General features: G+C 34.8%; 22 protein-coding genes and 2 pseudogenes. 16 read left to right on the top strand and 8 right to left on the bottom strand.

All coding sequences use genetic code 11. The annotated features are described in order from the left end of the window. Positions 1 to 57: 57 nt before the first annotated feature. Positions 58 to 975, bottom strand: a complete 918-nt coding sequence (locus WFN33_RS02635) for a LysR family transcriptional regulator (RefSeq protein ID WP_105712666.1) — start codon at positions 973 to 975, stop codon at positions 58 to 60. Between the two features lie 106 nt (positions 976 to 1081). On the opposite strand from WFN33_RS02635, the gene WFN33_RS02630 reads away from it, so the two are divergent. The 7 genes and pseudogenes from WFN33_RS02630 to WFN33_RS02600 all read left to right on the top strand — a co-directional run bounded on the left by WFN33_RS02630 (position 1082) and on the right by WFN33_RS02600 (position 6664). Continuing rightward, positions 1082 to 2320 carry an acyl-CoA dehydrogenase family protein gene (locus WFN33_RS02630; RefSeq protein ID WP_004821461.1) on the top strand — a complete coding sequence of 413 codons (1239 nt, stop codon included), beginning with the start codon at positions 1082 to 1084 and terminating at the stop codon, positions 2318 to 2320. A gap of 133 nt (positions 2321 to 2453) precedes the next feature. After that, positions 2454 to 3575 (top strand): phosphotransferase family protein, encoded by a 1122-nt coding sequence (locus tag WFN33_RS02625; protein WP_336951270.1) that lies wholly within the window; start codon positions 2454 to 2456, stop codon positions 3573 to 3575. Next, the gene (locus tag WFN33_RS02620; protein ID WP_336951268.1) at positions 3572 to 4270 is read left to right on the top strand and encodes a histidine phosphatase family protein; all 699 of its coding nucleotides are present in this window, start codon (positions 3572 to 3574) and stop codon (positions 4268 to 4270) included. Before WFN33_RS02625 ends, WFN33_RS02620 begins: the two co-directional genes overlap by 4 nt. Before the next feature lie 43 nt (positions 4271 to 4313). After that, the gene (locus tag WFN33_RS02615; RefSeq protein WP_336951266.1) at positions 4314 to 5057 is read left to right on the top strand and encodes an SDR family oxidoreductase; all 744 of its coding nucleotides are present in this window, start codon (positions 4314 to 4316) and stop codon (positions 5055 to 5057) included. Between the two features lie 101 nt (positions 5058 to 5158). Further along, entirely contained in the window at positions 5159 to 5431 is a 273-nt protein-coding gene (locus WFN33_RS02610) for a hypothetical protein (protein WP_336951264.1), read from the top strand. Positions 5432 to 5548: 117 nt separating this feature from the next. Further along, positions 5549 to 6261 (top strand): annotated as a pseudogene (locus tag WFN33_RS02605) (SGNH/GDSL hydrolase family protein). Between the two features lie 88 nt (positions 6262 to 6349). Then, on the top strand, positions 6350 to 6664 hold the full coding sequence (locus WFN33_RS02600; RefSeq protein WP_336951262.1) for a hypothetical protein: 315 nt from the start codon (positions 6350 to 6352) through the stop codon (positions 6662 to 6664). A 128-nt stretch (positions 6665 to 6792) separates the two neighbouring features. Here WFN33_RS02600 and WFN33_RS02595 read toward each other — a convergent pair whose 3' ends face one another. Continuing rightward, on the bottom strand, positions 6793 to 7152 hold the full coding sequence (locus tag WFN33_RS02595) for a hypothetical protein (RefSeq protein ID WP_336951260.1): 360 nt from the start codon (positions 7150 to 7152) through the stop codon (positions 6793 to 6795). 526 nt (positions 7153 to 7678) lie between these two features. Between WFN33_RS02595 and WFN33_RS02590 the strand changes: the two genes are divergently transcribed. Further along, positions 7679 to 8380 carry a hypothetical protein gene (locus tag WFN33_RS02590; protein ID WP_336951259.1) on the top strand — a complete coding sequence of 234 codons (702 nt, stop codon included), beginning with the start codon at positions 7679 to 7681 and terminating at the stop codon, positions 8378 to 8380. Between the two features lie 204 nt (positions 8381 to 8584). After that, positions 8585 to 9175, top strand: coding sequence for a uracil-DNA glycosylase family protein (locus WFN33_RS02585; protein WP_336951257.1), 591 nt, complete (start codon positions 8585 to 8587; stop codon positions 9173 to 9175). 650 nt (positions 9176 to 9825) lie between these two features. Here the strand turns inward: WFN33_RS02585 and WFN33_RS02580 are convergent. Then, positions 9826 to 10689 (bottom strand): DMT family transporter, encoded by an 864-nt coding sequence (locus tag WFN33_RS02580; protein WP_336951473.1) that lies wholly within the window; start codon positions 10687 to 10689, stop codon positions 9826 to 9828. Positions 10690 to 10857: 168 nt separating this feature from the next. On the opposite strand from WFN33_RS02580, the gene WFN33_RS02575 reads away from it, so the two are divergent. Together WFN33_RS02575 and WFN33_RS02570 are read left to right on the top strand one after the other, a co-directional pair. Beyond that, positions 10858 to 12255 (top strand): aminotransferase-like domain-containing protein, encoded by a 1398-nt coding sequence (locus WFN33_RS02575; protein WP_336951255.1) that lies wholly within the window; start codon positions 10858 to 10860, stop codon positions 12253 to 12255. Positions 12256 to 12334: 79 nt separating this feature from the next. Next, positions 12335 to 12985, top strand: coding sequence for a class I SAM-dependent methyltransferase (locus WFN33_RS02570; RefSeq protein ID WP_336951253.1), 651 nt, complete (start codon positions 12335 to 12337; stop codon positions 12983 to 12985). A gap of 47 nt (positions 12986 to 13032) precedes the next feature. On the opposite strand, the gene WFN33_RS02565 is transcribed toward WFN33_RS02570, so the two are convergent. Then, positions 13033 to 14511 carry a phospholipase D family protein gene (locus WFN33_RS02565; RefSeq protein ID WP_336951251.1) on the bottom strand — a complete coding sequence of 493 codons (1479 nt, stop codon included), beginning with the start codon at positions 14509 to 14511 and terminating at the stop codon, positions 13033 to 13035. Between the two features lie 191 nt (positions 14512 to 14702). On the opposite strand from WFN33_RS02565, the gene WFN33_RS02560 reads away from it, so the two are divergent. Together WFN33_RS02560 and WFN33_RS02555 are read left to right on the top strand one after the other, a co-directional pair. Beyond that, complete coding sequence (locus tag WFN33_RS02560) at positions 14703 to 15812, top strand: S-(hydroxymethyl)glutathione dehydrogenase/class III alcohol dehydrogenase (RefSeq protein WP_004821485.1); 1110 nt, start codon at positions 14703 to 14705, stop codon at positions 15810 to 15812. Between the two features lie 157 nt (positions 15813 to 15969). Then, positions 15970 to 16278, top strand: a complete 309-nt coding sequence (locus tag WFN33_RS02555) for an I78 family peptidase inhibitor (protein WP_336951249.1) — start codon at positions 15970 to 15972, stop codon at positions 16276 to 16278. 59 nt (positions 16279 to 16337) lie between these two features. On the opposite strand, the gene WFN33_RS02550 is transcribed toward WFN33_RS02555, so the two are convergent. After that, on the bottom strand, positions 16338 to 17906 hold the full coding sequence (locus tag WFN33_RS02550; protein WP_336951247.1) for an ATP-binding cassette domain-containing protein: 1569 nt from the start codon (positions 17904 to 17906) through the stop codon (positions 16338 to 16340). A 358-nt stretch (positions 17907 to 18264) separates the two neighbouring features. Continuing rightward, positions 18265 to 19470, bottom strand: a complete 1206-nt coding sequence (locus WFN33_RS02545; protein WP_336951245.1) for an amino acid aminotransferase — start codon at positions 19468 to 19470, stop codon at positions 18265 to 18267. A 347-nt stretch (positions 19471 to 19817) separates the two neighbouring features. On the opposite strand from WFN33_RS02545, the gene WFN33_RS02540 reads away from it, so the two are divergent. Then, positions 19818 to 20588: an alpha/beta fold hydrolase gene (locus tag WFN33_RS02540; RefSeq protein ID WP_336951243.1), complete on the top strand. Its 771-nt coding sequence runs from the start codon at positions 19818 to 19820 to the stop codon at positions 20586 to 20588. 101 nt (positions 20589 to 20689) lie between these two features. Here WFN33_RS02540 and WFN33_RS02535 read toward each other — a convergent pair whose 3' ends face one another. Both WFN33_RS02535 and WFN33_RS02530 read right to left on the bottom strand, forming a co-directional pair. Beyond that, on the bottom strand, positions 20690 to 21877 hold the full coding sequence (locus WFN33_RS02535) for a benzoate/H(+) symporter BenE family transporter (RefSeq protein WP_336951241.1): 1188 nt from the start codon (positions 21875 to 21877) through the stop codon (positions 20690 to 20692). Positions 21878 to 22263: 386 nt separating this feature from the next. Then, positions 22264 to 22836 carry a multicopper oxidase domain-containing protein gene (locus tag WFN33_RS02530; protein ID WP_336951239.1) on the bottom strand — a complete coding sequence of 191 codons (573 nt, stop codon included), beginning with the start codon at positions 22834 to 22836 and terminating at the stop codon, positions 22264 to 22266. Positions 22837 to 22924: 88 nt separating this feature from the next. Here WFN33_RS02530 and WFN33_RS02525 point away from each other — a divergent pair. After that, a pseudogene (locus WFN33_RS02525) lies at positions 22925 to 23371 on the top strand (copper chaperone); the annotation flags it as partial. A 788-nt stretch (positions 23372 to 24159) separates the two neighbouring features. Further along, positions 24160 to 25422 (top strand): tyrosine-type recombinase/integrase, encoded by a 1263-nt coding sequence (locus WFN33_RS02520; RefSeq protein ID WP_336951237.1) that lies wholly within the window; start codon positions 24160 to 24162, stop codon positions 25420 to 25422. Positions 25423 to 25428 lie beyond the last annotated feature (6 nt).

Below are 25428 nucleotides of genomic sequence, written 5' to 3'. Positions count from 1 at the left end.
GATGATAGTACATGAGCGGCTTAGCTGCGTGCTAAATCCAATCGTTTATAAAATAGCCTAAGCAAAAATTTTAGAAATTTCTTCTCTTAAATAAATATGCCTAGAATTTTCATTTAGCGCACCGTGCCAATAAATTCCCATATTTAATACAGGTAGATCAATAGGATGCTCAAAAATATTGATACTTTGATCAACTTGTAAATGTGCCAGTATCTGCTTTGGGATGGTTAACATCGCATCAGGGTATTGTGCTAAAACTTGCAGGGCAGTTGAATAATGCTGACAACGCATAAAAATCTGACGACGAAATTGCGCTTGATTTAAATATATGTCCTCTAAAAGCAAACCAGTACGGCGTGAAGAAACACCGATATGAGGTGATGCAAAATACAGTTCAGAATTGATATTTGTATGCTGAGAACAAATCACAAAATGATCTTGAACCAAATTTTGATAATTAATTTTATCACCATAATTTTGTTCTAGATCAATGACAAAATCGACTTGTTGAGCAGCTAAATCAGCAATTACATTCTTGCGGTCAAGCTTGGTACTTAGAAACTGAATGGTTAAATTCAATTTTTGGAAATGGTGAATCAATTTGGGAAAAATAATCGGTTCAATTTCATCATGTATTGCAATGCGTAAGGTTTGTACTGAACTGGGATCAAACTGTTGTTTTTGTTTGGAGATATTTTGAAAAGCAAATAAAGCATTTTGTACAGATGGATAAATCTGTTCAGCAAAAGGTGTCGGCAGCATTTTACTCCCAGCGCGAACAAATAAATCATCTTGCAAATGCTGCCTAAGTCTTTGTAAAGCATGACTCGCAGCAGACTGAGTAATGCATAAAATCTTTGCCGCTTTTGAAATATTTCTTTGCTCATAAATGGTGATAAAAAGTGGGTATAAATTAATATCAATATGATTGAAAATCGACATATCAAGATTGGTTTTATTATGAATCATATTCATAGTGAGGTATTGAATTAAATCATTTGGTTCATAATAGGTTTTCAGCTAAGGTAAAGTAAAGAGTCACTATTCAAATATTTATCCATATATTTACAGGAAGATAAGCATGTTTGAACTTTCAGCACGTGCGCAAGAATTTGTAGAACGTACCAAAGCCTTTATTAAAAATGAAATTGAACCTGTAGAAGCTGATTTTTGGAATGAAGTCCATCATCTTAATCAAGGTGGTGATTGGACAAAATGGCAATGGCCAGCACAACTTGAAGTCCTGAAAAATAAAGCAAAAGCTGCTGGACTTTGGAACATGTTTCTACCAGATCCAGTATTGGGTGCAGGTTTATCTGTACAGGAATATGCCCATATTGCAGAACTGTCAGGCCGTAGTTTAATCGCACCCACAGTATTTAATTGTAATGCTCCAGATAGTGGCAATATGGAAGTGCTATGGCGTTATGGTTCAGATCAACAAAAACAACAATGGCTTAAGCCGTTATTAGAAGGAAAAATCCGTTCAGTATTTTGTATGACTGAACCAGCAGTTGCTTCATCGGACGCAACCAATATGCAGGCAACTGCAGTGGTAGATGGTGATGAAATTGTATTGAATGGTCGTAAATGGTGGTCTTCAGGTTTGGGAGATCCAAATGCGAAAATTATTATCTTTATGGCGCATACACCTGATGAAAGCAAAGATCGTCATCATCAACATTCCATGGTTTTAGTGCCTGTAGATACTCAAGGTGTGACCATTGAACGTATGTTACCCGTGTTTGGTGATTATGATGCGCCACATGGGCACGGCGAAATTAGTTTTAATCAAGTTCGTGTACCTGTAAGTAATTTTATTGGTGGTGCTGGACAAGGGTTTGAAATTGCACAAGGGCGTCTAGGTCCGGGTCGTATTCATCATTGTATGCGATGCATTGGTGCTGCTGAAAAAGCATTAGAATTAATGATTGATCGAGGAATGAGTCGAACTGCTTTTGGTAAAGAAGTGCTTAAATTAGGTGGAAATTTAGAACGTGTGGCAGATGCTCGTGTTGCGATTGATCAAGCACGACTGTTAACCCTGTATGCGGCGTATAAAATGGATACTCAAGGGACTATGGCTGCGCTTACCGAGATTTCAGCCATTAAAGTTGTTGCACCTTCAGTTCTTGAAAAAGTAGTTGATATGGCCATTCAAATTCATGGTGGCATGGGCGTATCACGAGATACACCTTTAACAGGATTCTTTGCTCAAGCCCGCAGTTTACGTTTAGCGGATGGCCCAGATGAAGTGCATAAAGGGATGATTGCAAAATTAGAATTAAAAAAACGAGGTTATGGCTCGCGTAAAAAATAACAATTTGCTGATAAAAAATAACTGCTTTATGTTAGAGGTGTTATATATAAAGTAGTGAGCAAATGAAGTTTTTAGTTAAAAGTATCATTCTTTATAGATGTATGGTTTAAAACATAAGATTCAGGGAAATAATATGTCAGTCATTGATATTGGTGGAAATATACGTGAAGGAGAGGAGTTGGACATTCGTGCTGTCGGAAATTGGCTCATTGAAAATGGATCTGAAATTTCAGGCAATGTAGAAGTGACTCAATATTCTGGTGGAGCTTCAAACTGGACCTATCGGTTAAAATATGACAATGCTGATTTAATTTTACGTCGTCCACCCAAAGGGACAAAGGCGAAATCTGCACATGATATGGCGCGTGAATATCATGTACAAAAATGGCTTGCACCATACTACCCAGTTCTTCCTGAAATGGTCGCACTGTGTCAGGATGAATCCGTAATCGGTTGTGACTTCTATGTGATGAAACGCATTGAAGGGATTATTCCACGTGCCAAACTGCCCCCTGAACTGAATTTTACTCAACAGCAAGTGCATGAATTGTGTATTAATGTCTTGGACAAGCTGATTGAATTACATCAAGTTCCATATCAAGGCACCGAACTAGAAAAACTTGGAAAAGGTGATGGGTATTGCCGTCGTCAGGTTGAAGGTTGGGATGCACGTTATGAAAAGGCGCACACCATCAATGTGCCGAGTTTTAGATTTGTACGTAAATGGCTTAATGAAAATATTCCTGCTGACTCAAACACGTGTTTGATTCACAATGATTGGCGTTTTGATAATGTCATTCTTGACCCTAAAAACCCAACCCAAGTGATTGGTGTATTGGATTGGGAAATGGCAACCATTGGTGATCCTCTCATGGATTTAGGTTCTGCTTTGGCCTATTGGGTGGAAGATACAGACAATCAAATTTTTAAATCAACCCGTCGCCAGCCTACACATTTAAAAGGGATGCTTACCCGTAAAGAAGTGGTTGAATATTATTTAGAAAAAACCGGATTAAAACCAGATAATTGGGCATTCTACGAAGTATTTGGTATTTTCCGTTTAGCTGTAATCGCACAGCAAATTTATTATCGTTACTATCATAAACAAACAGATAATCCTGCTTTTAAAGATTTTTGGATTGTGATTCATGCCTTACATATTCGTGCCTTAAAGCTCATCGGTATACAAAAAATTGAAGCCAATGAAGTTGCACAGAAATATCTTGAAAAATTTAAGGAAATTTTAGGAAAATGACCACAATCTACCTCGTTCGTCATGGACAAGCATCATTTGGTGCAGAAAGTTATGACAAGCTTTCACCCAATGGCGAGTTACAAGCCAAACTATTGGGGCAATATCTCGATAAAATTTTGAAAGAAGAGCCTTGTGTGGTTGCAGGTTCAATGTTACGCCATCAGCAAACAGCAAGTTTTGCTTTGGCTGAAAGTTTTTCCGATGCTCAAATTGTGACGGACCATCATTGGAATGAATTTAACCATCAACAAGTTTTTGCTCAATATGATCCGCGTTTTAATCAACCGCATCTACTTAAACAGGATGTTGCCAAAGAAAAAAGTCCACGTGCCTATTTGGCAAAAATTTTTGAAGGGGCAATTGACCGTTGGACTGGTGGTGAATATCACCATGAGTATGACGAATCTTGGCCAGATTTTAAAAACCGTGTAGAAACAGCTTTACAGAATTTATGTGATGAGCTGGTGAAAACCAAACCTCGCTATGCAATCGTATTTACTTCTGGCGGTGTTATTTCTGTTGTTGCTGGGAAACTCTTGGAGTTGAGTGCCAATAAAACCTTTGCATTGAATTGGGCAATTGCCAATACCAGTTTAACTACATTACGACTGGTGGGAAATGAACCTCAATTGCTGAGCTTGAATGAACATCATTTTATTAAGGCTGAAGATCCGCAACTATTGACGTGGATTTAAAGTCGCACTTTTAGAAATATAAAAACAGTTTAAGGAATTTGTCATGGCAAAAACAATTTTAATCACAGGCGCAAGTTCTGGAATCGGTGCAGGAATGGCACGAGAATTTGCGCAAAAAGGTTATAACTTAGCCGTCTGTGCGCGTCGTTTAGAGCGTTTAGAAAGCTTAAAACAAGAGTTGGAGTCTAAATATGGTATCAAAGTGATTGCCAAAACTTTAGATGTGACTAACTATGAGCAAGTTTTTCAAGTCTTTCGAGCATTTAAGCAGGACTTTGGTAAGCTTGATCGTATTATCGTCAATGCAGGTGTTGGTGATGGTCGTCGAATTGGCAATGGCAAATTTGAGATTAACCGTGCAACTGTAGAAACCAATTTTATTTCTGCATTGGCACAGTGTGAAGCTGCTGTTGAAATATTTCGTGAACAAAAGTTTGGTCATCTGGTTGTGATTTCGTCTATGAGTGCACTTCGTGGTATGCCTAAACACTTGACCGCGTATGGCGCAAGTAAAGCGGGTGTAGCTGCTTTAGCGGAGGGGATACGTGCTGAGTTAATTGACACGAAAATTAAAGTTTCTACGATTTTCCCTGGTTATATTCGTACTGAAATTAATGAAGGGTCAAAAAAACTGCCGTTTGAGGTCGATGTTGAAACAGGTTCTTATTTATTGGTTAAAGCAATTGAAAAACAACCTGTTAAAGCTTATGTACCACAATGGCCTTGGTTACCGATAGGACTAGCCATGAAAATATTGCCATTAAAAATTGTGAATAAACTCGGTTGAGCTTTATTTAGTTTTAAAAGACCCTGTAAGGGTCTTTTTTATTGCAATGCATAGATAAAGCTTTAAAATCTAACTGGATAAAAAATAATGAGAATTTTAACATGTTTATCGTAGTGGGTTTTTTCCTAACCAGCTTTTTAGTTTTTCTTGCGCGTATCTTGTATCTTTTCTTTTTTGAAAAGCACTGTGAAATTCAACAATGCCTGATGCAAATCGATGATATTCAAAAGTTAATGTATCTTGGTATTATTTTAATCGGGACCTATAATGCCTATTTGATGAGCAAAAGCAGGAAGTATGCGGTTTTAGTTTTTGAGTTTATTGGTACATTTATATTTGCTTTTGCCTTAAATTTTGTTGATTTAGCCCAATAGCAACTTGGCCATACAATTAAGTAAAATCGACATTGAACTTTATGATTTTAATATTGCGACAAACTATATCTGACTCTGACTGATTTTGAGATAGCTTTGTTGGATTGGTACTCAAATATGCTTTTAAAAATCTCTACCATTGTTCTCGTTCCCGCATTAATCCTTCAAGGTTATCGCGTCAAGAAAAATACACCCCGATTAGCTGAACCTCAAGGATTGCGAAAAGGTGTTATAGGACAAGGAAAAGCACTATCTATTTTAATTTTGGGTGACTCTGCTGCCGCAGGTGTGGGGGTTGAAGATCAACGTGAAGCCTTATTGGGGTGTTTACTCGATGAATTAACCTCTAATTTTGAAGTCACTTATCAATTAGAAGCAAAAACAGGGGATAGCACCTTAGAAATTTTGCAAAGAACCAAGCAATTAGACAATCAGCAGTTTGATGTTGTGATTACATCGGTTGGAGTAAACGATGTCACAAAACTTATTTCACCACAAAAATGGATTCAGCAACAAAGGGGGCTTTATACAGAAATTGAAGCTAAGTTTTTACCAAAGATGATTTTAGTCACGGGTGTTCCCCCAATGAATCTGTTTCCAGCATTACCAAATCCACTGGGATGGCTGTTTGGACAGTATTCGAGTGCAATGAATCAGAAGTTAGCCCAATTCATCGAAAATAAAATCAATTATCAATTGATTCGTTTGATTTAGCCCATTTTAAAACTTTAAATTTACAAATGGCACGTGATGGTTTTCATCCGAGTCAGGAAATTTATCAAATTTGGGCAAAACAAATTTCACAGTGTATTTTTAGCAAATTCATGTGATAAAATTAATCAAATTCAAAAAGAACATAAAATATGAATTATTACGCGAAAACTCTCTATTAGGTTTTAACTACCTAATGAGAGAAATATGGATAAGCTTAAACACCTTAAACAACAATATGTAAGCGTTGTTAAAAAAGGTTTAACTGGCGATTATGATGATGAAATTTTTCCAAATCGCAAAGATATTTGGTATCGCCACTACAGTGTTAAACAAGAAAAAAGTAGTTTTTTCTTGCACGAGATTGAGTATAAATCCTATCCTCTTAAACTAAGACGCAGACGTGGTAGGGCATTAATGTGCTCTTGGACGAATGAACATCCACCTTTTTTTTGCTATGGTGGAAAAAACTGGAAACATCATTCAAAAAGAAAACATCAATACTACCGTGAAAAGAACTAAAAATAGGGAGCTTTTAAGCTCCCTATTTTTTATTAGATACCAAACACTTAAACTATTTATATAAAACAAACATTTAATCTAAATTTTTTAAAAAAATGTAAGCGCTAAAACTTGATAAATGACCATCACTATTTTGTATCTTTACACTGAATATTTTCTTTTTCTTTGTAATAGTTTAAAGCAATATCTAAGTCTGAAAGTAATTTAGCTTCAGTATAGTTCTCTGGATTTAATTTAAGTAAATTTGGCATGTAATTCGATTTGTATTCTTTAGGATAATCTTGACATACGATTCTGGTCTTATCATCCAATGTTGTATTTGGATCATCAAGTTGATCAAGATATTTACTAATCATTTCATCTGATTGTTCAAATTGTGCAGTGAGGGTTGGTCGATCTGTTTGCGCAGTTGTATGCTGCTGAGGCTCTTTATTGCAAGCAGACAGGGCAATGATCAAGAATAATGCTGTAAAAAGTTTAATGTTCATAACGAATTGATTTTTAATGTTAAGAAAAAGTTTTCGGTTGTATAAAATCAGTTAATATTTAGATAAATCTTAAAGAACCTTAACTATCAAATATATTACCTAGATATGCAATGATTTTTATTACCATATCTTGAAATTGTTACAAATTCAAGATATTTAATGATTTTATTTGAAATTTCCGATTAAAAACAGCACATCGCCAAGTTTTGTATTTTTTATATGGGGTGGAATTGACGCAACGACTTTTATTAGCGCTAAGAATATTGATTAAAGCTCTGTTATATATGAAATTTCTAGTAATTTTTTAAAATCAGTAATCACAGCAGCAATAAAGAATTGACCCTTCATAAAGAGATTTGATGCAAAATAGTTTTGTCGGAATGTTGTTAAAATTTATTTAAAAATAATAGCTTAGTGGTCAAGTTGAAAAAATCAGCTAATGTGTTGTGTTAAATAAATTTTTTGTAAGGTTTATTTCTGATCTCAACCTGAGTATCTTATCCCCAAAATATTAAGAGGGTATTTCATGAAAAAATTATTCATTATTGCTTTAACAACCTTAGCATCAAGTTTCTCCTTTGCAGAGAACTTACAGTGTGAAAAAAGCTATGAAATTTTTAATAAGCAAGGGGACAAGGAAATAGAAATACTAAAAAATGGTTCACTTGATGATGTGATCAGTTATTATGACCAGATTGAATATGATCGAAAACTTAAACCTAAGCATCAAGGACAGACTTTTTCTTCAGGCGAATGGATCAGCGATGCTGAGTACAGAAAAGACATTCAATTACAGCAAGATTTAGCCAAAGATGGATCTTATAAAAATATAGATTCTACATTTTTAAAACCAAAATTAAATTATATTTCAAGTGTAGGCGAAGTTTGTGTTGTGCCTATACAATCACAAGATGAACTATTCAAAAAAAGTATGCAGACTGAAGCTGACATAATTTTTATACGCGATATTCAAACTAATGAATGGAGAAGATTTATCTATTTTGGAATTGAAGATAAAAAAGACTTTAATGAGTTTTTCCCTGATTTTCCTAAAAATGTAAAGCTTGCTCAAATGTTAATAGATAACAAAAATTTTGCAGAGAGCACTTCTGAATTTGGTTTGTTAATGCTTGAAGAGATGGGTGTTGAGATCACAGCTGAGATGAAGGAAATGATGAGAAATCAAATAGAGCCTTTTAGAGTTAAGTTAAGCGCGAATGGCTACTGATTTTTATTGTGTAAGTTGTATTTAAACCACCTGCGGGTGGTTTTATTGAATAAGCACAACAATCGATTAAGTTGGTTAATTAAAAGAAAATGGATAAATTTACGATTTAAAATCTTTAATATAAAATTAGAAACAACTACCAATGCTTAGCAAGTAAAAATGTTAAGATAACAGTATAATTCTTAGATTATTTCTTATTTATAAATGACTGAATTTTCAATAGAAACCCACCCACTCAAACCATTTTTACCATCTAATGCCAAGCTGTTGATGCTTGGTAGCTTTCCGCCACCTCAAAGTAGATGGAAGATGAATTTTTATTATCCGAATTATCAAAACGATATGTGGCGGATTTTTGGGCTCATTTTCTTTGAAAATAAAGACCACTTTTTAGATTTACCCAATAAAAATTTTAAAGAACAACGCATCCGTGAGTTCTTAATCGAAATAGGCATCGCAATTTTTGACACGGCGTATCAAGTTATTCGCTTAAAAGGGAATGCTTCAGATAAATTCCTACAGATTAAAACCCCCACAGACCTATCACAGCTTTTAACGCAAATTCCTGAATGTAAAAATATTATGACTACGGGAGATAAGGCAACAGATACCCTGATGTTATCTATGCCTCAAGAAATTGAAAAGCCACAGATAGGTAAATCCTCAAAAGCCATATTTGCTGGACGAGACATACGTTTATATCGTATGCCTTCTTCATCAAGAGCTTATCCATTAGCTCTGGATAAGAAGGCAGAGGCATATAAAAACTTATTTAAAGAAATAGGCTTACTTTAAGTAAGTTTAAAACTCATAATTTGGCATCATAGTTGGGTATTGAACCCATTTAAAACCAGTCACATTAAAATCTCGAAAATGGGTAAAACTAGACCAAATAACCGCTCCCTTTAGTCAATGAGAGTACTTTGTAAGCTGTTTGATTATTACTAATTCTTCAGCAGTGGCGATATCTAGTTCACCAATTTCGATAATTAAACGAACAATAGGGAAATCTGAAAATTTACCTAGAATCATAAATTTTAACCAAAAAAACGATTGCTATTCACAGTTTATAAGTAGGCTTTGCTATGGTTAGAAATATTTTCTTTAAATGATTCACTATAAGTATCGAAAAATAATTCAGTTTGATTTTTTTCAGAATATGGCTCGTATAGTCGTTATATTGAGTTGCCCCAATTGATCGACAGTTGTAATCGAACCATGCATTGAGGCAGGTTGAACAGTTGAAGTGGTGTTTATTATTTTTTGGTAAAGCTTGTAATCTAGCATGTTTTTTCCTTCTTAAAGCGTCCACATTTTGAATAAAATTAGCAAAATAAACCATATTAGTAACTGACTTTTTTGTTCTAGCTTAGGCATTTATTCCCTTATATTTAATTAAATCGATATACACATATAGTTAATAAATGCTTAAACCTTATCATTTTCTATGCAAATCGTTTTGCCAACGTAACACAGATCACAACTGCAAAACAAACAACAATCATCGCAAAACTTACGTGTTCACCCAATAGAACCGCTGAAAGCATTAAACCAATAAATGGTTGTATCAATTGAATTTGTCCAACTTTGGCAATTCCGCCCAACGCTAAGCCTTTGTACCAAAAAATAAAACCAATCAACATACTAAACAGTGATACATAGATTAAACCAATGGTTTCTGGCCAATGGATATTTGCAAAGGTTGCAGGTAAGTAATATAGACTTGAGATGAGCATCAAGGGTAATGCAACTACTAAAGCCCAACAAATCACTTGCCATCCACCCAATTCTCTTGAAAGCTTTCCACCTTCGGCATAACCCAGTCCACAAACGACAATTGATGCAAGCATGTAGAGATCACCCACACTAAAACTTAAATTACGGTTTTCATAAAACATAAATCCAACCACAATCGCACTGCCAATTAAAGCAAATAACCAAAATTGTGTAGCAGGTTTTTCCCCCCCGCGTAAAACTGCAAAAATTGCAGTCGATAAAGGCAATAGACCAACAAAGACAATGGCATGTGCAGAAGAAACTGTTTGTAAAGCTAAGGCCGTAAATAATGGAAAACCAATCACCACACCTAAAGCAACAATAACCAATGATTTAAATTGGACAAAAGAGGGTTTTGATTGCTGTAAAATAAACAGGCAGATTAAAGCAATACTTCCTGCAATGGCTGCTCGAGCTGTGGTTAAAAATTCTGGACTAAATCCCATGACAGCTATACGTGTTGCGGGCAAAGAGCCAGCAAAAATTGCTACACCAATAAAACCATTCAGCCAGCCAATATTTGTTTTATCCATCATCAATTACTCAGTAAATTTATGATTATTTAAGCGCTATTTACTGGAAATATATATGTACACTGCAGTACAATTTTAAAGAACTGTTATGCTATTTTTACCAGTACAATTCTATTCAATCTAACAAATTTTCTCGTATTTCTTATTTTTTAAATATATGGTTTATAAATGGCAAAAACTAAAATTGAACAAACAGTGCTGATTATTAAAAATCAAATTTCCAATAAAAGTTTAATTGCAGGTTCACGCTTACCTTCAGTTCGTCAGTTTGCTATACAAACAAACTGTTCTGTTTCCACGATCGTTGAAGCCTATGCCAGATTAGTTGCGGAAGGTGTTTTAGAATCTCGTCTTGGTTCTGGTTATTATGTGTTAGGTAAAGCAGAACCAATGCAAATGATTGACACTGAAATACAGTATCAACGTGAAATAGATCCATTGTGGATTTCAAGGCAGTCGTTAGAGGCGAAGATTGATGTGCTAAAACCGGGTTGTGGTTGGTTACCCACCACTTGGATGCCTGAACAATCGATGCGTAAAGCGTTAAAACAAGCTGCCAAGTCTGAAATCAGCATGCTCACTGATTATGCAACACCGCATGGACATTTGGAGTTGCGTAAATTTATTGCCAGAAAAAAAGAATTGTATGATTTAAAATTTAAACTGAATCAAATTCTTATTACTGACTCAGCAACGCAATCCATTGATTTAATTTTCAGACATTTACTTAGAGCCGGCGATGTGATTTTGATCGATGATCCTTGCTATTTTAATTTCCGCGCCTTGATTAAGGCACATCATTTAAAAGCCGTTCCAATTCCGTTTACAGAACTGGGACCAGACGTAGAAAAATTTGAACAAGCACTGAATTTAAAGCCAAAAATCTATTTAACCAATTCAGGGATCCATAATCCAACAGGGGCCACGATTTCGCTACAAACGGTTTATCAAATTTCCAAGCTGGTTGAGAAAACTGATTTATTGATTATTGAAGATGAAATTTTTGCTGATTTTGAATATACACCAGCACCACGTTATGCTTCATTAGCAGGTTTTAAGCATGTCATTCAAATTGGCAGTTTTACCAAAACTCTTTCAGCAGCGATTCGTTGCGGTTATATCATTGCAGAATCTGAGCTGATTGATCAATTGATCGATTTAAGAATTGCGACCAACTTTAGCAATAGTCACTTAAATTCAGAAATTATTTATCAGGCTTTAATGGACAGCAGTTATCCTAAACATTTAGATTGGTTAAAGAAACATTTGCTGAAAGTCAGCAATGAAATGATGCAAAAGTTGGGGCAACTCGGTATAAAACCGTGGATTGTTCCAACAGCGGGGATTTTTTTATGGTGCAAATTACCAGATGGTATACAAGCTGCAGAATTATCAAAGTTATGTCTCAAACAGGGCGTAATTCTAGCACCAGGTAATTCATTTAGCCAAGCTGAAAATGCAGGACAGTTTATGCGCTTTAATGTTGCACAATGTGTAGATAAAAAAGTTTTTGATATCTTAGCAATTTCTATTCAGCAGTTAAAAATAAATAACTTACAAAGTTAGCGAAAATCCTTTTCCCTATTGCTTTAAAATATGGGTAAATAGTAAGCAAATTTATATTGATTTCAGTGGAATAATTATAATGAGTGTTCAGGATGTACCGAGTCCAATTGATTTGAAAAACCCGCAAGATGCTTTGCAATGGGCAAATGATGCCAATGAAAAACGACCTTGGCGTTATGATTTTTTTGATTATTATGTGAATTTAATTCAAAAAGCAGCCAGAGAGAAACAGCATCAAACTGATCAAAACGTACAGTTCAATATTTTAGAAATAGGTTCAGGTCCTGGTTTTCTAGCAAAACATTTACTCAGTCATTGCCTTGAGATTAAATATACGGCGCTAGATTTCTCTTATGCAATGAACGAGCTTTCCAAAAGTAAGCTACTTTCTTCTGAGCTAGACCGGGCGCAATATCTGATTGCTGATTTTAAAAATGAAGATTGGCGTGATCAGCTTGGACAGTATGATGCAATCATTATTCATCAAGCTTTACATGAGTTACGCCATAAAAGCTATGCAAATCAATTTCATCAACAAGTGAAAACGCTATTAAAAAGTGATGCGATGTACTTGGTCTGTGACCATGTTTTTGCGTCGGACGCGATGAGCGATAGTGACTTATTTATGTCGAAACATGAACATTTCCAAAGCTTAAAATATGCGGGCTTTACTGACATAGAATTGGTTAAAGAGATCAAAGGTCTCTGTTTATTCGAATGTTATTTATAATAATGATGTTTTAGCGAATTAGTATGCTATTTGTCATTACACTAAACTTACATCATCCATTCAAGTGGTAAATATGACACACTGTACATAATAAATCGTTGGAATCGTGTAGTTTCAGGATCAACTTTATATTCGATCACATTGCCATCAACACGATGATCTAACCAGATTAGCTCACCTTGTGAATTAAGTTTTAACTCATAAGCAACCCTCAATAGGGTTTGATCCAATAGATTTGAAATTTGTTCTTGTAAAGGATCTGACTGAACGATCAGTCCAACTTCAGTATTGATATTGAATGATCTTGGATCTAGGTTAAATGAACCAATAAAGACTCTGTCATCAATATTGATAAATTTTGCATGCAAACTCGATTTATTTTTGCCTTTTTTTGGAATGATATTTCCTGTGAGGACCTCATACCAAGTACGGCGGTTACGTTCTATATAAGGTTTAAATTCATAAAGCTTAGCTCCGCCTTTAAGCAGGTCAACTCGATACTTTTGATAAAACGCATGGACAAGCGCAACATCATTTGCCATAAAAGAGTTGGTTAGAATTCTCACTTTGACATTTTGTTTAGGGAATTGGTTAATAAAATTCGTTCCATTTTTTGTAGGAACGAAATAAGCAGCAATCAAATCCATTTCTTGTTCAGGATCACCCAAATGCTGGTGAATTTGATGTGAAATTAATTCATTGCCGCGCGCTTGTCCTAAACTTTTCTTTGGAGAATCTGCTAAAAAATCGGCATAAGCCCAATTGATTTTATTTTGATTAAGCTCATTGGCAAGTTCTTTCTGCTCAAGATTTACCTTTTCATCTGCTGTATGTTCAGCTTGTTCAAGTCGTTCAAAGCTTTTTCGTAAAGTTAATAAATCTTGTTCAGAACCTTTATGAATAAATTGATCAATGGGATAGGTGAGTTGAAAATTCCAAAAGTCGGTAAAAACTTCATTTGCACGATTAACCGCTTTACCAAAAAATAAAATATCCATATCGGTAAATTGGAAAGATTCACTAGCATCAAAATATTCACTGCTAATATTTCGTCCGCCTGTTACAGCAATTGCGCCATCAGCAATAATTAATTTATTGTGCATTCGATGGTTTATTCTGTTCATTCTAAAAATATAATCCATTACACGAAAGTGCCGAAATTTATAAGGATTGTATAATTTGATCGAAATGTTTGGATGTGTCAGCAATGCACTTAATTGTCGATCTATTTTTGTTCCATTTTGATCATCAATCAATAGTCGGACTTTTACACCGCGATCAGCAGCTTTTAGCAACTCGTGTAGCATTAAATTGCCAATAAAATCATCCGCCCAAATATAATATTGTAAATCAAGAGTATATTTGGCTTTTCGAATCAGATGGATACGTGACGCGATACTTTGGAAAGCATCATTCATGGCTAAATATGCAGTTAGCCCTTGAGTAAGCATTTGTTTTGCTTGAGGCTCATTGATCCAATGATCTGCATATACTTTAACTTGTTGTTCTTGTTCTGGTTGATTCATAGGTAAACTGCATCCAGTGATTGAAAAAGCCAAAATAACCAAGGCAAGTGAAGTCTTTGAATGATTCATTCTTTCAATGAGTACTTTAAATTTTACTAAATCATATCATTAAGTTAATGGTTGAATCTGTAAATAGAAAAAGGTTACTGTAGTCCAACTGTTAAAACACAAACCTATTAGGATATTTAGCTATGAAATCACGTGCTGCTGTTGCATTTGGTCCAGGAAAACCTTTAGAAATTGTGGAAATTGATGTTGCTCCTCCACAAAAAGGCGAAGTCCTTGTTAAAATTACCCATACAGGGGTTTGTCATACAGATGCATTTACTTTATCAGGTGATGATCCAGAAGGTGTATTTCCAGCAATTTTAGGCCATGAAGGGGCTGGTATTGTTGTTGAAGTTGGTGAAGGTGTAACTTCAGTGAAACCGGGGGATCATGTGATTCCTCTATATACGGCAGAATGTGGTGAATGCTTATTCTGTAAATCAGGCAAAACTAACCTATGTACAGCCGTTCGTGCTACACAAGGTAAAGGGGTTATGCCTGATGGAACGACACGTTTTTCTTATAATGGTGAACCGATTTATCACTATATGGGTTGTTCAACTTTTAGTGAATATACGGTTGTTGCTGAAGTTTCATTGGCTAAAATTAACCCAGAAGCAAATCCTGAACATGTTTGTTTACTGGGTTGTGGTGTAACGACAGGGATTGGTGCAGTCCATAACACGGCAAAAGTACAAGAAGGCGATTCAGTTGCTGTATTTGGTTTAGGTGGTATTGGTTTGGCTGTTGTACAAGGTGCGCGCCAAGCGAAAGCAGGCCGTATCATTGTTGTTGATACCAATCCGGAAAAATTTAAATTGGCAGAAGAGTTTGGTGCGACTGATTTTGTCAATCCAAAAGACTATGACAAACCTGTTCAAGAAGTGATTGTTGAAATGACAGGCTGGGGTGTAGACCATTCATTTGAATGTATCGGTAATGTCAATGTGATGCGTTCAGCGCTTGAATGTGCTCATCGTGGTTGGGGACAATCAGTCATCATTGGTGTAGCAGGTGCAGGTCAAGAAATTTCAACCCGTCCGTTCCAGCTTGTGACTGGTCGTACATGGAAAGGAACTGCATTTGGTGGGGTAAAAGGCCGTACACAATTGCCGGGTATGGTTGAAGATGCGATGAAAGGTGATATTCAACTTGCACCATTTGTTACCCATACAATGGGCTTAGATAAAATTAATGAAGCATTTGATTTAATGCATGAAGGTAAATCAATCCGTACGGTGATTAATTTTTAAGCTTAAATATTTAGAACTACCAAAAACCAGTGATAAATCATGAATCACTGGTTTTTATTTGCATGATAAATGTATGAGTTTTATATATTAATTTTCTAAGCTTATCTTTTTTTGTTATGTTATGGCTTTAAAGCAAAAAATCAAAATAGGTCGTCTTATGAAAAATGTTGCAATTTTAGGTCTTGGTATCATGGCTTTAACTGTATCAGCATGCTCTTCGCTTCAAACCAATTCAACGGAAGATCAAACAGCGCAAAACACTCAAACCACATGTGTTGCTGAACGTGCGACTCAGTTGATTGGACAAAATGATATGTCTGAAGCGAAAATTAAGCAGCTTACACAGGCATCAATCGTACGTAAAGTTGCGCCAAATCAAGGTGTAACCATGGATTATCGTATTGAACGTGTGACAGTAACAGTAGATCCTGCGACCAAAAAAATTACCCAAGCGGCTTGTGGTTAATGACACAAATTTAAGTATTAAATGATTGAATAAATACTGATTTATTCAATCATTACCATTTAACTCAGTAAATATTTCTCATCTATTCCACTTTGAACAACAAAACAATCATCATGAGAAACCAGAATGACAGCACCTTTAAATTGCTGAATGGCATGTGCAAGTAATTCTCGTGACTCGATGTCTAAGTGATTTTCAGGTTCATCCAATAGCAATAAATCTATATTTTGATGATTGTGACTTATTCCCAGTAATGCAACTTTGAGTTTTTCACCGCCACTGAGTTGGCCCAATTTTAAGAGTGCTTTTTCACGGCGGATCCGCAGTTGACCTAATAAATTTCGCCATTCAACCTCTGGCAGATCTGGATTAAATTCAGCTAAATTCTCGATCACAGAAAGATCATCATTGAGCAAACTAAAATTTTGATCCAAATATAAGCTTTGTCCTATAAAGAAAATTTCAGTACATTGTGATTGATCAATTATTTTTAATAGGGTGGATTTACCCACGCCATTCGCACCTTTAAGCTGGATTTTTTCACCGGCTTGGAGTGACAAATTTATTTTCTGTGTTGTAGCATAAGGCAATTGTAAATCGTGAATTCTTAATATTTCACCTTGCTTAAATGATTGAAATTGAAAGTCAAATCGTTGTGGTTTAATTTTTTCTAAATCTGTTTGTTTCTCCTGTAAATTGCTTTGTGTTTCATCAGCTTGGCGAATTTGCTGTGCACGTAATTTCCCAAAACTTTGCCCAGCTTGCTCTTTTTTAAAATCCAGAAGAATCTTGGCTTGAGAGTTCGAGTCACGCAATTGAGCACCTTTACGTTGACGTTTTTGTGCTTTCATTAAACTCTCGTTCTGTTGTTGCTTTAACTGTTTAAATTCACGTTTTTCTTGTTGAATAGACTGAGTTAATGCATGGACTTGTTGTTGGTGCTGTTTAAAATAATCTGCATAATTGCCCTTAACATGCTGTAAACCATTTGCCGTTAAAGCATAAATATGCTGAACTTGATTTAGCAATTGAAGATCATGACTAATAATACAAACCCCCGCTTTATGTGACTGAATCGATTCAATTAGCCATTTTCTTGCCATGGCATCTAAATGATTACTTGGCTCATCTAAAAGTAGATAATGATCTTGTTTTAGAAATAAGCGACACAAAGCCAGCTTAGTTTTTTGACCTTCACTTAAGGATTTAACGGGAAAATTTAAATCAAGCGGCAGTTGTGCATTGCTTAAAATTTGTTGCCATTTTTGTGGTAAATCCCAACAGTTTTCAACCAAATCATAATCTTCAAAACTGGCACTACTATTTTCAATACGCTCAAAAGCATTGTGTAGATGAGTAATATCTAAAGCTTCAGCTATGGTTTTGGCATTTAATCGTTGTAATTGTGCTAAATAATCATGTTGGATATGCCACGCAATTTGACCTGAATAGGCTAAATCTGAATGCTGTTGTAAGTGTAATAATTTAAAAAGTAATGATTTTCCCAAACCATTACGGCCAATCACAGCAGAAGTTTGCCCTGGAAAAAGCACAAAATTCAGTTGAGTAAACATTGTTTGAGTGGGAAATGCCAAACTCAAATTTGAAATGATACATGCTTGTTGCATTAAATGATCCTCATATAGAGGATGCACAAAATAGTATGTAATAAAAGCTTTAAATAACAGTAGATTATTTAATTTATCGTAAAGAAAGTATCAGAACCAAAAGATAAGTGTAGCCTTGAGTAGAATCTATTTTGCACATCAAAAATTAAATAAATAATGATGAGAAAATGACTTACTTCATTGGCGTTGCTCTTTTAAGAAAGGGGATAAGAATACTTATTGTATAAAAATAAATCTGTATGTCAATGTTAAGCTTTTAAAATGCTCATTTAAAAAAGAATTATCTCAAAAACTTAACTCCCTTATGAAAGGGAGCTAAGTGGCAGTGGATTGAACCAATCAACGCTTATCAATTTATTTAAGCAGTTGCTTTAATCACTTCTACAACAGATGTTGCCACATAATCAATATTTTTTAAATTTAAGCCCGCTGCACACATACGGCCGCTACGTAGCAAATAAATGGCATATTGATCTTTCAATATATCCACTTGTTCAGCAGTTAAACCAGTATAGCTAAACATGCCTTGTTGTTCTGTAAGGTAATCAAAATTACGACCAGGTAAAGCAGCAGTTAATTTTGCCTTTAATAGTTCGCGCATTTGGATGATACGCTCACGCATTTCTTTAAGTTCTGCATGCCATTTTTCAGTTAATGTTGCATCATTCAATACATTATCAACCACTAAGGCACCCGTTGTAGGTGGGCTTGAGTAGATACGGCGTACAGTTGCTTTAAGCTGACCTAAAACTTTTTGTGCAGTTGCTTGGTCATCACAAATAAAGCTTAAACCACCAACACGCTCACCATATAGTGAGAAAATTTTAGAGAAAGAATTGCTAACAATGAAATTCAATCCCGACTTATCTAAAGTACGAATTGCATAAGCATCTTCTTCTAAGCCTTGACCAAAACCTTGGTAAGCAATATCGAGGAATGGAATTAAATCACGTGCTTTCAGTACTTCAATCACACGATCCCATTCAGCAGGTGTTAAATCTGCGCCTGTTGGGTTATGGCAACAAGGGTGAAGGAGAACAATGCCTTTTGCAGGGATTTGCTGTAAATCCTCTAACATGCCTTCAATATTGACACCATTGGTTGCTGCATCAAAATAGCGGTAGAAATGTGAATTGATTCCCGCACCATTAAAAATCGCAATATGGTTTTCCCATGTCGGTTGGCTCACCCAAACATCAGATTCAGGAAAGTATTTTTTTAGAAAATCTGCACCAACTTTAAGTGCACCAGAACCGCCTAGGGTTTGAATGGTCACTGCACGGCCATCTTTACGTGCTTGGCTATCTGCACCTAAAACTAATTTCTGGGTTGCTTCGTTATATGACTTTGAACCATCCATCGGTAAATAAAGCTTTACCTTGTCATTGCTTGGTTCAATATTTTTCAAAGCCGCTTTTACAGCGTCTAACTGAGGAACAATTGTGTCCTCATTATAATAAAGACCAATACTTAAATTTACTTTGTGTGTCCGTTCATCCTTACCAAAGGCTTCCATTAGAGAAAGAATTGGATCACCTGCATAAGGATCTACATGTTGAAACATGGTCTAAAGTCCTAAATCAATCGAAAAAATCAAGTCTGATAATATAGGTAATTCAAACCCCGACTCAACAGTAGATTGAGGTTTATTTTTTATTATTTATTCAACTTTAAATTAAGGCCACCGCTCATTTGTCTATATTTATAGCCAAATGTGCATTTACTACAAAATAGAGGATAAATAAGATAAAACTTAAACAATGTATCAAGTGCGGTATTGGAAGAGAGATAGTTAAGATATTGATTGTTTTTAAGTCGCAGTATTGTTAATGAATGATAAAACTATTGTTCTAAATTTCGCTTCTTGTCATCATAGCGCAAACGCAATATTTAAATTCTGGATGGTTTTTAATGTTACTGAATTATCAATACGATCAAGCTCAAGATAGCCATGGAACTCAAAAAGCCACACTGGTATTGATTCACGGGTTATTTGGAAGTTTAAGTAATTTGGGCATTATTGCACGTGAATTTCAAGGCAAATTCAACTTATTGCAAATTGATGTTCGAAATCATGGTCATTCTGCACATTCAGATGAAATGAATTATCAATTGATGGCTCAGGATGTTTTGCAAACACTTGATCATTTAAATATTGAAAAATTTATCGCGATTGGACATTCTATGGGTGGAAAAATTGCAATGAAACTTGCAGATTTAGCGCAAGATCGTATGCAAAAAATGATTGTTTTGGATATGACACCCTTTGCATATCAGGAAAATCACCATGATCAAATTTTTAAAGCCTTATTTGCGGTTGAAAATGCACAAATTGAATCTCGTAAAGAAGCAACAGAGATTATGCGTCAGTATTTAAATGAAGAAATGGTGATTCAATTTTTATTAAAATCATTCAGTAAGGGAAAATTGCTGTTTAATGTCCAAGCTTTATTTAATCATTATGCCGATATTTTAAGTTGGGAAAATCAGCAGGTGAATCCTATTCCAGCATTGTTTATTAAAGGTGGAAACTCACCCTATATCTCAAAAGTTGAACATTTTTCTGCAATCGAAACCCAGTTTAGTCATAGCCAAGTTAAAGTCATTGAACAAGTCGGGCATTGGTTACATGCTGAAAAACCAGCTGTAGTCAATCAAATGATCTCTGGGTTTATAGAATGAGGTTTTAGGCTCTGAATAAATTAAAACAGCATATTTAAAGGTAATATGCTGTTTATAAATGATTATTTTATGAACACTATCAGTTCTTTAGTCCTGTAGGGTCAAGAAAGTGTCTTGGTTTTGAATTTTCCATTGAGTACAAGATATGAAATTAGACCTAAAACCAAACCCCAAAATGCACCCCCAACACCAAACAAAGTGATGTTGGCTGTCGTTGAGAGAAAGGTAATAAGTGAGGCTTCTCGGCAATCGATATCACTCATCGCATTTGCAAGACTTCCAGCAATTGTACCTAATAATGCAAGTCCTGCTAGAGTGCTTATAAAAGCGACTGGAAACGCTGCAAAGACAGCTGCTAACGTTACACCAAAAATTCCAACAAGAATATAAAACACACCTGCGGCAATCCCTGAAATCCAGCGTTTTGATGGATCTTCGTGGGATTCCTTTCCAGTGCAAATTGCAGCAGTGATCGCAGCAAGATTAAATGCATGTGAACCAAACGGAGCCATGAGGAACGAGCCTAAGCCTGTCACGATAAGAATCGGTTTAGCATTGGTGTGAAAACCATCATTTTTAAGAACCAGTAAACCTGGCATATATTGTCCTGTTAAGGTAATTAAAAATAAAGGTAAGGCAAGACTCAGTATCGAGTTTATAGAAAAAGTTGGTGTGGTAAAAATAGGCGAGGCTAATTTTAGTTCAAATCCAGAGAAATCAATCCGTGATTGTAAAAGTAAGAAAATAAAGCCAAAAATCAAGACACTAATAATGGAAAATCTTGCAGAAAAACGCTTGGTGATGAGGTAAATCAAAAATAATGAAATCGCCAAAAAAGGATCAATTGTCATATTGGTAAAGGCTGCAATCCCAAATTGCAATAAAATACCTGCCAAGAGACCAGATGCAATACCCGCTGGAATTAGACGAATCAATTTTTCAAAATAGCCCGTAATTCCCAAGATCACAAATCCCAGTGCAGAAAGTAAATATGCTCCAATTGCTTCGGAATATGGCACAGTTACAAGTGTCGTAATTAAAAATGCAGCGGCAGGCGTAGACCATGCAGTGATAATGGGTTCTCGGGTATACCAACTTAATAATATTCCTGTGATACCAACCCCAATAGAAATAGACCACACCCATGAGGCAGTGAGTTCAGGGCTAAGACCAGCCATCTGTGCAGCTTGGAAGATTAAAATAAAGGTACCACCATAATTAACGATGACCGAAATTAAACCTGCCATAATAGGGGGAAGAAAATCATTAGAATGATGCTGAAAAGACATAAACTCTACCCCTAAGATTTTAAAAAGAAGTAGTAGAGTGTATTTTTAATGTGGTATTGCTATAAGATACACTTTAAATATTTTTTAAGGTACCAGTTTGCTAATATGACTTTATCTTCTGCCTTTTTACTTAACTCTGGTAAAGGTGAAGGCGTTAAGAATGTTTTTATTATGTTTTATCTACTATGATTTGATTTTAATAAGTAATTTTTGCTGGAACAAAATTGTTATTAAATTGAGTAAGCCTACTTTGTGCTTGATGGTTTGATTGTTTGTATAAAACATAAGAAAGTTACCTTTGTTTGATTAAGATTCGACACCTTTATCAAAATGGGTAACTTTCTCTTTTTCAAGATCTATGTCTGATCAGAACTGAACGAATACATTTAATGTGCATGTGAATGAAGTCCTGCAGGTACAACAGATCCAAATGGTCTTGTTTTACAATCTTTATCATTCGGATCACAAATACGGACATTTTGCATCATGCCTTGATCTTCATGATCTAAGATATGACAGTGTAATACAAAATCTCCTGTGAATTTTTCATACTTGGTTCTGACCACAATCTCATAACCCGTTGGAACAAAAAGAGTATCCTTCCATACGCCATTTAAACTATCAAATAAAGGATTAGTATTTTTCTCTAAAGTTATATCTCTACCTATACGATTGTTTGAACCATCAACCTTATATACGGATTGAATTTGAAAAGGATTCACATGAATATGGAAAGGATGTCCTGCAAGAGTAGATGTTAAGGTCCATTCATCAATCCCATTTAAAGTTAAATAGCGGTTTAAATTATCGCCATAAGGAAGTGCTAAATCAGCGTTAAATTTTTCATTACTTATACCAAAGACTTTACTAATATTAAAATTAAGCTGTTGTTGACCTATTTTGATGTCGCTATTACTACTTTCAATTTTTTGTAAAGAATCTAATGGGGTAAAAGCCATGATTAAATTATTATCCAAATCAGATTTAATTTGTTTTTGTGTAATACCATCAAGCTGTTGACCATTACTTTTTTTATCTGTAGAGGATGTTCAGAAAAAGAACTTTAAGAGAAAAAGGACGTTAAGTTTAATATTGTTTTTTATCGGCTATATGTTTTTTTGGACACTTATTGGTATTTTACTCTCAATTTTGACACATTATTTAAATGAATTATTACATAACCAAATAATATTGGCATGCTTTATTATTGTTGTTTTAGTTCTATGGCAGATAACTCCATATAAAAAAATCAGTCTAAATCGCTGTCATCTTCCTGCAAAAATTAATCCTTTTGGGCTTCAGTCTGGTATTGATAATTTTAAATTTGGAATTAAAAAAGCCTGGTACTGCGTAGGAGCTTGTTGGCCATTTATGTGGTTATGTATAGCGTGGATGGAGCCAATGATGTATATAATGCCTTTATTTACTTTATTTTTACTAGTGGAACAAATTCAACCCAAGCGAAGAGAAATTTGGGGGTGCCAATATTTTTAAATTGTTATTTTAAATTTTTAATCACTAAATATAGACTTAGAGAGCATAATTTATTCTTATTAATTTACAGATTATACTTTTTGTTTAAGATTTAATTTACTGTATTATTTGAATATCGATCATAACAAACTAATCTAAATATAATTTGATAGCTTCCTATACTTATAAGGTAAAACAATGATTTGCAATATAATAAGTCTAAATTTCTTTTTCCGAGTTATTGGCTGTTAAATATATATGCAGCATATCCATGATCTTTTTTTACAATAACCAACCCAAATGTAGGTCTAGTAATATCGAGATTAACAGCTCAATCTTTGACAATTATCAAGGTGTTAGGTGTTTTGCGTTAAATTTAGTGCCTCGTGAGTCTGTTACGAATCTAGTAATTTTACCAAATAAGCAAAATATATTTTTATTAAAAGACATTAAATATATAACAGAGTATTATGGGTTTTTGAAAAAATAATATTTTTTAGCAGTATACAGTTGAACTACGGATGAGTGCTTTTGAGTACAAACTTATACAACGTTTTATTCTTCTAACTGTTTGAAAATCCAAGTGAATGCAACGATATGCAAGCCATGCCAATCCAATACAGACTGAGTGGATTCTACTTTTGGTATTACCGCACTGTGGACTGACATAAAGTATAAAAACATTACATTTCAATAATATAGGTATGAATTTTCGTGGGTTTTATTGTAGTAAAATAGTGCTTGTAGACTATTTGTAGACTTGTTGGGAAACAGGTATAAATCGGAACTTACTACAGTTGGAATTAGACATGAAACTCAACAAATCTATAGTTGATGGTATTCCATTGACAGAAAAAGGTCAAAAAATGTATAGGGATGGTGATCTAATTGGATTCGCTGTAAGAGTAACAAATAAGAGCAAAACTTATATTATTGAAAGACGTTATAAAGGTGAGTTGTTTAGAGTAACTATTGGAAAAACTACTGACTTACCATTTACAAATGCTCGTGCCAAAGCACAAATGATCTTAGCTAAAATTGCAAACGGTGAATATAAAAAAGAAATCAAATTTGTAGATGTTCTTGATCCCTTAGATATAACTGTTAGTGATGCTTTAAAAATATATTTAGCTAATAATGATTTTAGACCTAAAACCATCAATCAATATAAGAAGTATTTTAGTGCTTACTTAAAATGGGATGATAAGAAATTATTTTCAATCACCAAACAAGAAGTTCTTGATAAATTTATTGAAGTTTCAAATTTAAGTGAATCTTCAGCCAATAGCTCTGTTTCACTTCTCGGAACTTTATGGAGATACATTCATGTTCTTCATTCAACGGATGAAAAACCAATCCTTAAGAGTAATCCTGTTGAAGTGATCAACGTTACTAAAGGATGGAACAAAATAAAAAGTAGGGAAAGATATTTACATAAGGACATCATTCATCCTTATTACAATGCAGTTTTAAATTATAAGGATGAGCTGAACTTAGAAGACACTGCAAGATCGAACACGAACCGTGACATTATCTTATTTTGTATGTACACAGGTTGTCGAAAGCAGGAAGTGTGCTGTTTAAAATGGAGCGAAGTAGATCTTAAAAAAGGGAATATCATCTTTTTAGATACAAAAAATGGTAATGACCATACTTTTCCAATTGGAAATCATTTACTAAGTATCTTGAAAGAACGCTGGTTACTGCGTGAAAATGATTGGGTATTTCCTGCAACCAAAATACCTACTTCTTGGAATATGCACGCTACCAAAGTTGATACTTTACTGAATAAAGTTGGTGAGAAAGTTAACTTTTACGTATCACTGCATGACTTTAGACGTACATTTGCCACTATCTGTAATTTATTAAGATTTAATATCTATGTTACAAAGCGGCTTTTAAATCACTCAGCACGCCCACGTATTGATGTTACTGGTGGATATGTCCAAATTCCAGATGAAGAACTTAGAGTATGTATGAATATGGTTGAAGCTGTATATCAGGGAAAAATTGATTGTTTCAATTACCAATCTGTTTGGAAAGAGCGTTTAAAAGAATTAAAGGCGGGGTAACCGCCT

It is taken from the genome of Acinetobacter sp. AS167 (genome assembly GCF_037152175.1).
GTDB lineage: Bacteria > Pseudomonadota > Gammaproteobacteria > Pseudomonadales > Moraxellaceae > Acinetobacter.
Note: the sequence above shows the minus strand (reverse complement) of the source record. Positions and strands in the feature narration are given on the sequence as shown.